Raw genomic sequence first — 12,428 nt, forward strand, 5'->3', positions numbered from 1 at the left:
GTCACCATCTGGCGATAGAGCGCCCGCCGAGGACCGCGAGCCCCGTTCCGGTTCCCGCGGGTCCGTCCGACACCGATCTGCGGGCGCTCTATCGCCAGATGGTGACGATCCGCCGGTTCGAAGAGCGGGCCGCACGCTCCTACACCGAAGCGAAGATCGGCGGGTACTGCCACCTCAACCTGGGCGAGGAGGCGACGGTCGTCGGCCTGATGGCAGCGCTGGAGCCGACCGACTACGTCTACGCCAACTATCGCGAGCACGGGTACGCGCTCGCCCGGGGCATCTCCCCCGAGCGCGCGATGGCGGAACTCTACGGACGAACCGACGGCGTCTCCCGCGGTTGGGGCGGATCGATGCACATGTTCGATCCGGGTGTCCGATTCATGGGCGGCTACGGAATCGTCGGCGGGCAGGTTCCACTCGCCACCGGTACCGCGCTCGCGATCGACTACCGCGGCGGAAGCGAGGCCGTCGTGTGCCTCATGGGTGACGGAACGACCAATATCGGCGCGTTCCACGAATCGCTCAACATCGCCGCCCTGTGGGGGCTGCCGATCGTGTACGTCGTGAACAACAACGGACTCGGAATGGGGACGACGGTCGAACAGTCCTCCGCGGAACCCGAGCTGCACAAGCGCGCCGCGTCGTATCGGATGGATTCCGCCCGGGTCGACGGCAGCGATCCGCTGGCTGTTCTCGACGCAACGCGGGATGCACTCGCCAGTGCACGAGCGGGACGCCCGTTCCTCCTGGAGGCGATGACCGGCCGCATGAAGGGGCACTCCGTCGTCGACCCCGCCCGCTATCGGTCCCCCGAGGAGTCCGCAGCCGCACGGGCCGCGGATCCCGTCGCCGCCTTCGCGGCCACCTTGCGCGAACGCGGCGTCCTCGACGCCGATGAGGTCGCGGCGATCGATGCCGACGTCACCGCCGAGGTCACCGCCGCCGCCACGTTCGCCGACGCGAGCCCCCACCCGGATGTCTCGACCCTCTTCGACTACACGTACGCCACGCCCGTCGTGAACGACTCCCGACGGCTTCCCGGCGAGGCTCTCTTCCCTGCACCACCAAGGCCGTTGGCCCAGTCCGGGGCGGAGGCCCACCGATGAGCATCATCACCTACCGCCAGGCACTGCAAGACGCTCTCCGCAGCGAGATGTCGCGCGACGACGACGTCTTCCTCATCGGCGAGGAGATCGGGCACTTCGAGGGGTCGTACAAGATCACGGCGGGCCTGCTGGAGGAGTTCGGACCGAAACGCGTGCGCGATACGCCGATCGCCGAAGAGGGGTTCACCGGCGCCGCGATCGGTGCGGCCATGGTCGGCCTGCGTCCCGTCGTCGAGATCATGACCATCAACTTCTCACTGCTCGCCCTGGATCAGATCGTCAATCACGCCGCGAAGATCTACGGCATGTTCGGCGGCCAGGCCAGCGTGCCCATCGTGATCCGCACGCCAGGCGGTGGCGGACAGCAGCTCGGTGCCACGCATTCACAGAACGTGGAGTTGTACTACGCCTTCGTCCCGGGCATGAAGGTCGTCGCACCGGCGACTCCCGCTGACGCGAAAGCACTCCTGCTCGCCGCCATCCAGGACGACGATCCCGTGCTCGTGCTCGAGAACCTCGCGCTCTACAACACCACCGGCGAGGTCCCCGACGATCTCGCTCCCGCACAGATCGGGCGAGCCGCGGTCACCCGCGAAGGCAGCGACATCACGGTCGTCGCTTACTCGCGGATGGCGGTCGTCGCCCTACAGGCCGCCGAGATCCTGGCCGCCGAGGGCATCGACGTCGAAGTGGTCGACCTCCGCAGTCTGCGCCCCCTCGACCGGGAGACCATCGTCGAGTCGGTGCGCAAGACCAACTGCGCCGTGACCCTGGAGGATGACTGGCTCACGTACGGCATCGGCGCAGAGATCGCCGCGACCATCAGCGACGGTGCGTTCGACTGGTTGGATGCGCCCGTCCGTCGGGTGGCCATGGCGGAAGTGCCGATGCCCTACGCGAAGACACTCGAGAACGCCGCGATGCCCTCTGTGGAAGACGCCGTCACGGCCATCCGCGAAACCCTCGACGCCGTTGCCCGGCGCCGCTGAGACCGAAGAAGGACACATGATCGACATCCTCATGCCCCGCCTCTCCGACACCATGACGGAGGGCGCCATCGCCACCTGGCACAAGAAACCAGGAGACGTGGTCGCCCCCGGCGATCTCCTCCTGGAGATCGAGACCGACAAGGCGCTCATGGAGCAGGAGGCGTACGACGCGGGCGTGCTCGCCGAGATCCTGATCCCCGAGGGCGAGAACGTCGCCATCGGTACGCCGATCGCCCGTCTCGATGACGGCAACGACACCCCTCCTGCGCAGGTCGTCGCGGCGGTGCCGGATCAGGAACGACCGGCGGCGTCCGTTCCCGCGCCGACGGTCACCGAGCAGTATCCGGCGCCCGCGGAAACCCCCCGCGCCGCGGCGACGCCTCTCGTCCGCCGCATCGCCAGAGAGCGAGGGATCGATCTCTCCGCGGTACCGGGAACCGGGCCCGGAGGACGAATCGTCCGCGCCGACCTCGATGATCTGATCGAAGGGGCGCCGCGCGGCTCCGCAGCCGTGTCGGATCTCGCTTCGACACCCCGACCCGACCCCGCTGCCGGAGATCTCGTTGCCTTCGACGCGACCCGCCGGACAATCGCCGCGAGGATGACCGAGGCCGGCGCGATCCCGACGTTCACCGTCACGTCCTCGGCGGATGTGGGAGAGCTCCTCGCGCTGCGCGCGCGCCTCAACGAGACCGTCGCAGCGGCCGAGCAGCGCGTGAGCATCAACGACCTCGTCGTCAAGGCCGCAGCGTCAGCCCTTCGCGCCCACCCCGAGATCAACGCCTCGTACTCACCGGAGGGCGGCGGTGCCACCCTGTTGCACCGTGATGTGAACATCGGCATCGCCATGGCCGCCCCCGCCGGGCTCGTCGTCCCGGTGCTGCGCGCCCCGGACGCAGCGACCATCACCACCATCGCCGCGCGCACGCGTGACTTCGCGGCCCGTGCCGCCGAGCGTCGCCTCGATGCGGCGGACATGACGGGTGGGACCTTCACGGTCAGCAACCTCGGGATGTACGGCGTCGAGCACTTCACGGCGATCATCAACCCGCCCCAGGGCGCCATCCTCGCCGTGGGCGGGATCCGGGATGAGCTCGCACTCGCCGACGAAATTGTGGTCGTGCGTCACCGGATCAGCTTCACCCTCACCGCGGACCACCGCATCATCGATGGTGCTCTCGGTGCACAGTTCCTGAGGACCCTCGCCCACATGATCGAAGAACCACTGCGACTACTCATGTGACACGTCGCCGCACCGTCGGAATCGAACCCGGAAACGACGAAACCCCCGCCTGAGCGGGGGTTTTCGTCTTGCTGGGGTACCTGGACTCGAACCAAGAACAACGGAACCAGAAACCGCCGTGTTGCCAATTACACCATACCCCAAGGGCGAAACCAAAGCCTCGCACCGAGATTCAAGCTTACCCGAGCGACGGCGGAACACCAAAACCACCGGTGCGCGCCGCCGCTCGGGCGCGTCGCGCCTCAGTTCGCGAGGAATGCCGAGAGCGACCGCAGGCGACGCAGCGACTCATCCTTTCCGAGCAGCTCCATCGACTCGAACAGCGGCGGCGAGATCCGACGGCCGGTGATGGCGACCCGCGGCGGCCCGTAAGCGATCCGCGGCTTGAGCTCCAGCTTCTCGACGAGCGCCGTGGCCAGCGCTTCCTGGATCTTCTCGGGCACGAAATCCTCCACGGGCTCGAGAGCGCTGACGCACGCATCGAGGACCTCTGCAGCATTCGCCGGCAGACCCTTGAGGGCGTCTTCGGCGTAGGAGACCTCGTCCTCGAACAGGAAGCCGACCATACCGGGGACCTCTCCCAGCAGCTGCACCCTCTCCTGCACGAGCGGTGCGACCCGGAAGGCCATCACGAGCTGCTCATGCGTGGGCTCGTCGAAGAGGCCTGCGGCCGCGAGATACGGGATCGTCCGCTCGGCGAAGTCCTTCTCCCCCAGCATCCGGATGTGGTCGCCGTTGATCGACTCCGCCTTCTTCTGGTCGAAGCGTGCCGGGTTCGGATTGACGTTCTCGATGTCGAACGCCGCGGTGAACTCGTCCAGAGAGAACACGTCGCGGTCGGGGCCGATCGACCAGCCGAGGAGCGCCAGGTAGTTCAGCAGACCCTCGGGGATGAAGCCGCGGTCGCGGTGCAGGAACAGGTCGGCCTGCGGGTCGCGCTTGGAGAGCTTCTTGTTGCCGGTCTCGCCCAGCACGAGCGGCATGTGCGCGAAGCGCGGCACGAACGTCGTGACACCGGCGTCGATCAGCGCCGCGTACAGCGAGAGCTGGCGCGCGGTCGACGGCATGAGGTCTTCGCCGCGGAGGACGTGGGTGATGCCCATGAGCGCGTCGTCGACGGGATTCACGAAGGTGTACAGCGGCACGCCGTTCGGTCGCACGACCACGAAGTCGGGGAACGAGCCGGCGGGGAACGTGACCTCGCCGCGGATGAGGTCGACGTAGGTGACGTCCTCGTCGGGCACACGCAGGCGCAGGGCGGGCTGGCGCCCCTCGGCGCGGAACGCCGCCTTCTGTTCATCGGTGAGGTCGCGGTCGAAGTTGTCGTAGCCGAGCTGCTTGGCGCGGCCGGCGGCCTCGTTGCGCGCGTCGATCTCCTCTGCCGTGGAGTAGCTCTCGTACAGCGCTCCGGTAGCGATGAGCTTGTCGATCACGCCGCGGTAGATGTCGTGACGCTCGGACTGCCGGTAGGGAGCATGCGGCCCGCCGACTTCGACGCCCTCGTCCCAGTCGATCTTGAGCCAGGTGAGCGCATCGACGAGCTGACGGAAGCTCTCCTCACTGTCGCGGGCCGCGTCGGTGTCCTCGATCCGGAACACCATCTTCCCGCCGTTGTGGCGTGCGTACGCCCAGTTGTAGAGCGCCGTGCGGACCATGCCGACATGCGGCAGCCCGGTCGGTGATGGGCAGAAGCGGACGCGGACGTCGGCACCACTGACAGACGTGGTGAGGGGGTGAGGGGTAGCCATAGCCCTTCGATTCTACGGGGACGAGGTCATCCCCGCTGGCGGTCGATGGCCGCTCAGACGGCTGCGCCCACGGCTATCGCCGCCCGGTGCTCGAGGGGCAGCACGCCACCCGTGCGCCGCTCCTCGACGACGAGGTCGAACGCCGCGCGGAAACGTCGCCGATCGTCCGCGCCCAGTCCGGCATACAGGGCGCCCGCGCCGGCGACCCCGCCCTCGACCGATAGCCAGAGCAGTTCCGGCCGCGCGTTCCAGGTCCACCGATGCTCGGCGACGGTGACGGGCTCCAGACCCGCATCGCGCAGCATCCCTGCGAATCCGTCCGGCGTCCGCTCGAAGTCCTCTGCCGCCGGGAGCCTCGTCCCCACGAACGGCTCCAGTCCGGCACGCTCCGTGATCTCGGCCCAGAGCCAGGAGGGCGACATCGTCCAGGTGGTCGCCACGACGGTGCCGCGACTCACGCGACGCAGCTCGGCGGCCGATGCGCGCGGCGATGCGACGTGGTTCAGCACGAAGTTCGCGACGACGACGTCGAATGCGCCGTCGTCGAACGGCAGATCAGGCAGTGCGCCGTCGAGCGACTCGATCGCAGGATGCCGCCGTCGCGAGACTGCGCGCATCGATGCCTCCGGCTCGCAGGCGGTGACGCCCCACCCCGCCGCCGACCATGCCACGGCGAGTGTGCCGTCGCCGGCACCGACATCGAGCAGGCTGCGGTCGCCAGGCGCGCCCAGAGCATCACGCATCACGGGGAATGTTCCGGCGCAGAGGTCCGCAAAAGAGGCCGCGTATGCCTCGCCGACCCCGGCCCAGTCCTTCATCGGGTGCCGGAGCGAGCCAGCGGAGACAGGGCGACGATCGCGATCACCAGGATGAACGCGGCCACACCGAGCCCGGCGTACTGGAAGTTCGCGAGGACGATCCCGGCCAGCACCGATCCGGCTGCCGCCGAAAGGCTCATCAGGGAGTCGCTGCGGCCCTGCCTGCGGGTGCGCAGCTCCGGTGCGGAGGCCTCCGTGAGCAGTGCGGCACCGGCGACGGTCGCCGCACTCCAGCCCAGCCCCAGCAGGATGAGCGCGACCATCACGCCCCATGCCTCCGTGCCCGTGAAGACGGCGAACGCCAGCGCGCCGGCGAGCAGCACCTGGCCGAGCAGCACCACGCGCAGTCGCCCCCAGCGATCGGCAAGCACGCCGAACACGGGCGACAGGGCATACATGCCGCCGACGTGGAGGGCGATCGTGATACCCACGAGCGCGGACACATCGGCCGGAGTGGGCGCCATGCCATGCGCACCGTGCGCCATGTGCGACAGGTGCACCGGGGTCATCGCCATCACGGACGCCATCACCACGTGGGATCCGGCGACCGCGAAGATCGCGTAGCGCGCCACGCGAGGGCGGTCGAGCACCACGGCCCCGGTCGTCGCCGCCGCCACCTTCGCGAGACGCTGCGCGGCGAGCAGCGGGTCGGGTCGGAGCGCGACGATGTACAGCACCAGCGCCGCACACTGCGCGACGAAGGAGAAGAGATAGGAACCGGTCTGCGGCGGCATGCCGACCGTCTGCCCCACGATCTCTCCGGGACCGAGGAGCAGGGGCCCCGCGACGCCGCCGATGGTCGTCGACCAGACGACGATCGAGAGATCACGGCCACGATGCTGAGGTGCCGCCAAGTCGGTCGCCGCGAACCGGGACTGCAGGTTTCCCGCGTTGCCGGCGCCGATCATCAGGATGCCGGCGAGTAGCAGGGGGAACACGCGCAGGGAGGCGGCAAGGATGACGACCGCGATGCCGACCAGAGCGAAGAGGTTGCCGAGGGTGAGCGCCCGACGACGCCCGACGCGCGCGGCGAGACGCGCGAGCGGGATCGCGCACGCCGCCGCTCCCAGCGTGACCGACGCCGTAGCCAGTCCGGAGAGCGCATCGTTCCCCGAGATGTCCGCCGCAAGAAGGGCGCCGAGTGACACCGTGGCTCCGAAGGCGATGCCGCCGAGCACCTGCCCGAACGACAGCACCAGCACGGTACGCCGCTGGACAGCCGCCTGCTGCGCCGCCGTCAGGGCGACGTCGGTCATGACGCGGGTACGGCGTCGCGCACGCTGTTGCGCAGGATTCCCAGTCCCGAGATCTCGACCTCGACCACGTCGCCCGCTTCGAACGTGCCGACACCGGCCGGCGTCCCCGTCATGATCACATCACCGGGCAGCAGGGTGAACACGGCGGAGGCGTACTCGATGATCGCCGGCACGGAGTGGATCATGTCGGTGAGCGGTGCGTGCTGTCGCACCTCGCCGTTCACCCGCGTCTCGATCGTCGCGTTCGCCGGGTCGAAGTCGGTCTCGATCACCGGTCCGAGCGGGCAGAACGTGTCGAAGCCCTTCGCGCGCGACCACTGGCCGTCCTTGCGCTGCAGGTCGCGCGCCGTCACGTCGTTCCCGATCGTGTAGCCGAGGACGTAGTCGAGCGCGTTCTCGGCCTTCACGTTCTTCGCGATCTTGCCGATCACCACGACGAGCTCGCCCTCGTACTCGGTGCGCTCCGAGAGTGTCGGGCGCACGATCGCGTCGCCGGGGCCGATCACCGATGTGTTGGGCTTCAGGAAGAGCAGCGGCTCCTCGGGGGCCACTCCCCCCATCTCGGCGGCGTGGTCGTGGTAGTTCTTGCCGACGCAGACGACCTTCGACCGCGGGATCACGGGGGCGAGCAGAGCAGCATCCGCCAGCGGCACACGCGCGCCGGTGGTCTCGTACCCGGTGAACATCGGGTCTCCGGCGAGCACCACGAGCTCGCGCTCGTCGATGATCCCGTACATGATGGCTTCGTCGTGGCTGAACCGAGCGATCTTCATGGGATCCAGCCTACCGAGCGCTCCCGCGGCTCAGGCGTCGAGACGCAGCAGCCAGCCGTGCTTGTCCTCGCGGCGGCCGTACTGGATGTCGGTGAGCTCCTCACGCAGCGAGAGAGCGAGCTCGCCCAGCGGCTGCGGCTCGTCGAACCCGTCGCCGACGAGCGCGCCGATCGGGGTCACGACCGCCGCCGTGCCGCACGCGAACACCTCGACGATGTCGCCGGATGCCACGCCCTCACGCCACTCGTCGATCGAGATCGGACGCTTCTCGACCGTGTAGCCGCGGTCCTCCGCGAGCTGCAGCAGCGAGTCGCGCGTGATGCCCTCGAGGATGCTGTCCGACTCCGGTGTCACCACGCGGCCGTCCTTGAAGACGAAGACGACGTTCATCCCGCCGAGCTCTTCGACGTCGCGCTTCTCGTTGAGGAAGACGACCTGGTCGCAGCCCTTCGCGCTGGCCTCGCTCTGTGCGAGGAGGCTCGATGCGTAGTTGCCGCCGGTCTTGGCCTTTCCGGTGCCGCCCTTGCCCGCGCGGGCGTATTCCTCGGAGAGCCAGATGCGCACCGGCTTGACGCCGCCGGTGAAATAGGCGCCGGCCGGGCTGGCGATGACGTAGTAAGCGACTTTCTGCGCGGCACGGACTCCGAGGAAGGCCTCCTTGGCGAACATGAACGGCCGCAGGTACAGGCTCTGGTCCGCGCCGGTCGGCACCCAGCGGCCGTCGACGGCGATGAGTTCGCGCAGCGACTGGATGAAGTACTCGGTCGGCAGTTCCGGCAGCGCGAGACGGCGGGCGCTGGCCTGCAGGCGCGCGGCGTTGCGGTCGGGGCGGAACGTGTGGATAGAACCGTCGGCGTGACGGTAGGCCTTGATGCCCTCGAAGATCTCCTGCGCGTAGTGCAGGACGGATGCCGCGGGGTCGAGCGGGATCGGACCGTACGGCTGCACGCGCGGACGGTGCCACCCGCCCTTGGTCGACCAGCAGATGTCGACCATGTGATCGGTGAAGACCACGCCGAAGCCCGGATTCTCGAGCACTTCGGCCAGTCGCGCGGGCGAAGCCGCGTTCAGGTTCTTCATGACGAGGAACTCCAGGGGAGCCACGGTCGCCTCTGCATCGATGGTCGTCATCTCATCATCCATTCCTCGTGGGTGGGCGCATCCTCGCGCCCATTCAGCCTACGCCTGCGATCAGAGGCGTGCAGTGATCGCGGAGCCGATCTCCGCGGTGGTGCGCACGCCGGTGCGGGCGGCGATGTCGGCCTCGACCGCCGCGCTCACGCGTGCGGATTCCTCGGTGAGACCGAGGTGGTCGAGCAGCAGCGCGATCGAGAGGATCGCGGCAGTCGGGTCGGCCTTCTGCTGGCCCGCGATGTCGGGCGCCGAACCGTGCACGGGCTCGAACATCGACGGGAACGCGCCGTCGGGGTTGATGTTCCCGGAGGCGGCGAGTCCGATACCGCCGGTCACGGCTCCGGCGAGGTCGGTGAGGATGTCGCCGAACAGGTTGTCGGTGACGATCACGTCGAAGCGCGAGGGGTCGGTGACCAGGAAGATCGTGGCCGCGTCCACGTGCAGGTAGTCGACGGCCACGTCGGGGTGCTCGGCGGCGACCTCATTGACGATGCGCTGCCAGATGCCGCCCGCGTGCACGAGAACGTTGGTCTTGTGTACGAGCGTCAGCTTCTTCCGACGGCGCTCGGCGAGCTCGAAGGCGTAGCGCACGACGCGCTCCACGCCGAAGGCCGTGTTCACCGAGGTCTCGTTCGCGACCTCCTGCGGCGTGCCCTTGCGGATGGCACCGCCGTTGCCGACGTACGGGCCTTCCGTGCCCTCGCGGACCACGACGAAGTCGATCTCGCCCGGATCCGCCAGGGGGCCGGGCGCGCCCGCGAAGAGCTTCGACGGACGCAGGTTCACGTAGTGGTCGAGCGTGAAGCGCAGCGTCAGCAGCAGTCCCCGCTCGATGTTCGCATCCTTCAGACGCGGGTCGCCCGGCGTGCCTCCGACCGCACCGAGCAGGATCGCATCGTTCGCGGCGATCGATGCGAGGTCGTCGTCGGTGAGGGTGTCGCCGGTCTCGAGGAAGCGCCCGGCACCCAGCGAGAAACGGGTCTTGTCGAAGACCACACCGCTGGACGCGGTGACGGCGTCGAGCACCTTCTCCGCCTCGGCGATGACCTCGGGACCGATGCCGTCACCAGGGATGACGGCCAGCTTCACGACACGCGACATGACACTCCTTGCGCACTGCACGGGGATGGACCGGCCGGGCCCGACGGGGTCGAGCGGGCCGGTCCTCCCAGCGTACTGGTCAGTGCGAGGGGGCTTTGCGCAGTGTGACGGCCGCGATGACACCGGCGAGGACCACGAGGCCCGCGCCGATCAGCGACGTCACCATCACGCCGGAGCCGAACGCGGCGGCCGCGGCGTCCCACAGTGCCGTGCCGAGCGCAGCCGGGAGCTCCTGCGCCGCGGTGTACGCGCCGGCGAGGGTCTCCCCCGCCGCGTGCGCCACATCGGCCGGCAGGCCTTCCGGAAGCACGAGCGCGCCGCGGTAGAACGCGGTGATGATGCCGCCCAGCACCGCGGTGCCGAGCACGGCGCCGAGTTCGTACGCCGTCTCGGAGACCGCACTCGCCGCACCCGCCTTCGCCGCGGGGGCGCTGGAGAGGATCAGCTCGTTCGAGATCGTCTCGGCCGCACCGATGCCGATGCCGAGCACGACGAACGCGATCACGAGCGGGAGTACCCCGTGCTCGTGCGTCGTGAAGGCCACGATCAGATAGCCGGCGACCGAGAACGCGAGCCCGACCGGAATGACGATGTGCGGCGGCACGCGGCGCGAGACGGGCACGACCGAGAGGCCGGCGACGATCATCGCGAGCATGCCGGGCACGAGCGCCAGGCCCGCCATCATCGGCGACAGTCCAAGCACCAGTTGCAGGTGCTGCGACACGAAGTAGAGGAAGCCGACGAGCGCGACGACGCTGAGCAGGTTCACCAGGATCGCCCCGGAGAACGAGCCACGGCGGAACAGCGCCATGTCGAGCATCGGCGACCGGGAGCGCAGCTGACGCCGGACGAACAGGTAGCCCATACCGAAGCCGAGCAGAGCCCACGCGCCGGCGGTGAGGCTCGGTCCGTCGACAGCCAGCGACTTGATCGCGTAGACCACGGGGATCATGGTCGCCATCGAGAGCGCGATGCTGATCAGGTCGATGCGCCCCGGGTTCGGGTCGCGGCTCTCGGGGACGAGCAGGGGTGCCGCGACCAGGAGCGGGATGAGCACGGGGACGGCGATGAGGAACACCGACCCCCAGGCGAAGTGCTCGAGGAGGAACCCGCCCACGATCGGGCCGAGGGCGGACCCGGCGGAGAACGCCGACGCCCACACCGCGATCGCCATGCGGCGCTGGTCGCGGTTCTGGAAGATCGAGCGCAGCAGCGAGAGGGTCGACGGCATCAGCATGGCGCCGAAGAAACCGAGGAGCGCACGGGCGGCGATGAGCAGCCCGGCCGTCGGCGCGAAGGCGGCGAGAGCCGACACGGCGGCGAAGCCGGTCGCACCGATCAGCAGCATCTTCCGGCGGCCGAAGCGGTCGCCGAGCGTGCCCATCGTCACCAGCAAGCCCGCCAGCACCAGGGGGTACACGTCGATGATCCACAGCTGCTCGGCCCCCGTGGGAGCGAGCGCGATGGAGATCTCAGGGAGCGCGAAGCTCAGCACCGTGTTGTCCACCGACACCAGCAGCACCGGCAGCATGAGGACGACGAGCGCCGCCCAGCCGCGGGCTCCGACGCGGGGAGCATCCGTCTCTGTCGTCGGGATCGACGCAGTACGGGTCATGGAACACCTCTCACAATCTTGGCGGCATCGTTAGTGAACCGTCCGGATGGTATAGTAACAGAATTCCCGCCGCTCCCCTGTGCAGAGGATCCACGATGCCCCGACCTCCCCTCGCCCGCGAGAAGGTGCTCGACGCCTTCGAAGCGATCCTCATCGAAGACGGCGAACGAGCGGCGACGCTCGACGCGACGGCCAAGGCCGCGGGGGTGTCCAAAGGCGGACTCCTCTACCACTTCGGCTCGAAGGATGACCTCGAAGCCGGGCTGATGGAGCGCCTCGACCGACTCACGACACTGGATCTGGAACGGATGACCACCGCCGAAGAAGGCCCCGTCGCCTACTACGTGCGCACATCCGTGATGGAGGACGACGCGCTGGATCGAGCGCTCATCGCCGCGACCCGACTCACGCAGGGCGGATCGGCCCCGGCGGCCGACATGCTCCGCGAGACGCGACGGCGGTGGGCCGAGACGATCCGCCCGCACGTGCGGGACACGGCGAGCCTCGACCTCGTGATGCTGGTCAGCGACGGGCTCTACTTCAACAACTCGCTCGACGCGCACGGACCCGAGCGGCTGGTCCCCCGCAGTGACGAGCTCGCCGAACTGATCGCGCTGGTCCTGAAGGCGACGGCCTGACCGC

Annotated in this window: 11 protein-coding genes and 1 tRNA gene; 4 read left to right on the forward strand and 8 right to left on the reverse strand. The window is 68.9% G+C overall.

Annotated elements, in window-relative coordinates; all coding sequences use genetic code 11:
- The 3 genes from pdhA to BQ2383_RS00020 all read left to right on the forward strand — a co-directional run.
- The coding region (gene pdhA, locus BQ2383_RS00010) for a pyruvate dehydrogenase (acetyl-transferring) E1 component subunit alpha (RefSeq protein WP_432206330.1) at positions 1–1,109 on the forward strand (1,109 nt) is incomplete at its 5' end.
- Positions 1,106–2,098: an alpha-ketoacid dehydrogenase subunit beta gene (locus BQ2383_RS00015; protein ID WP_091027408.1), complete on the forward strand. Its 993-nt coding sequence runs from the start codon at positions 1,106–1,108 to the stop codon at positions 2,096–2,098. The genes pdhA and BQ2383_RS00015, both read left to right, overlap by 4 nt.
- Positions 2,099–2,114: 16 nt before the next feature.
- The gene (locus BQ2383_RS00020) at positions 2,115–3,341 is read left to right on the forward strand and encodes a dihydrolipoamide acetyltransferase family protein (protein WP_091027410.1); all 1,227 of its coding nucleotides are present in this window, start codon (positions 2,115–2,117) and stop codon (positions 3,339–3,341) included.
- 71 nt (positions 3,342–3,412) lie between these two features.
- On the opposite strand, the gene BQ2383_RS00025 is transcribed toward BQ2383_RS00020, so the two are convergent.
- The 8 genes from BQ2383_RS00025 to BQ2383_RS00060 form a co-directional block, all read right to left on the reverse strand.
- Positions 3,413–3,484: transfer RNA gene (locus tag BQ2383_RS00025), tRNA-Gln, on the reverse strand.
- A 99-nt stretch (positions 3,485–3,583) separates the two neighbouring features.
- Positions 3,584–5,089, reverse strand: a complete 1,506-nt coding sequence (gltX, locus tag BQ2383_RS00030) for a glutamate--tRNA ligase (RefSeq protein ID WP_091027412.1) — start codon at positions 5,087–5,089, stop codon at positions 3,584–3,586.
- Between the two features lie 53 nt (positions 5,090–5,142).
- Positions 5,143–5,832 (reverse strand): class I SAM-dependent methyltransferase, encoded by a 690-nt coding sequence (locus BQ2383_RS00035; RefSeq protein WP_244175818.1) that lies wholly within the window; start codon positions 5,830–5,832, stop codon positions 5,143–5,145.
- A gap of 71 nt (positions 5,833–5,903) precedes the next feature.
- On the reverse strand, positions 5,904–7,163 hold the full coding sequence (locus tag BQ2383_RS00040) for an MFS transporter (RefSeq protein WP_091027421.1): 1,260 nt from the start codon (positions 7,161–7,163) through the stop codon (positions 5,904–5,906).
- A complete protein-coding gene (locus BQ2383_RS00045) occupies positions 7,160–7,936 on the reverse strand; it encodes a fumarylacetoacetate hydrolase family protein (protein ID WP_091027422.1) in 777 nt (258 codons plus the stop codon). Before BQ2383_RS00045 ends, BQ2383_RS00040 begins: the two co-directional genes overlap by 4 nt.
- 30 nt (positions 7,937–7,966) lie before the next feature.
- On the reverse strand, positions 7,967–9,067 hold the full coding sequence (locus BQ2383_RS00050) for a branched-chain amino acid aminotransferase (protein WP_091027448.1): 1,101 nt from the start codon (positions 9,065–9,067) through the stop codon (positions 7,967–7,969).
- Positions 9,068–9,127: 60 nt separating this feature from the next.
- Complete coding sequence (locus BQ2383_RS00055) at positions 9,128–10,171, reverse strand: 3-isopropylmalate dehydrogenase (RefSeq protein ID WP_091027424.1); 1,044 nt, start codon at positions 10,169–10,171, stop codon at positions 9,128–9,130.
- Positions 10,172–10,250: 79 nt separating this feature from the next.
- Positions 10,251–11,786, reverse strand: coding sequence for an MFS transporter (locus BQ2383_RS00060; protein WP_091027425.1), 1,536 nt, complete (start codon positions 11,784–11,786; stop codon positions 10,251–10,253).
- A 95-nt stretch (positions 11,787–11,881) separates the two neighbouring features.
- Here BQ2383_RS00060 and BQ2383_RS00065 point away from each other — a divergent pair, with 95 nt between their 5' ends.
- A complete protein-coding gene (locus BQ2383_RS00065; RefSeq protein WP_091027426.1) occupies positions 11,882–12,424 on the forward strand; it encodes a TetR/AcrR family transcriptional regulator in 543 nt (180 codons plus the stop codon).
- Positions 12,425–12,428 lie beyond the last annotated feature (4 nt).

The organism is Microbacterium oxydans (assembly GCF_900095745.1).
In the GTDB taxonomy this organism is placed as follows: Bacteria; Actinomycetota; Actinomycetes; order Actinomycetales; family Microbacteriaceae; genus Microbacterium; species Microbacterium oxydans_B.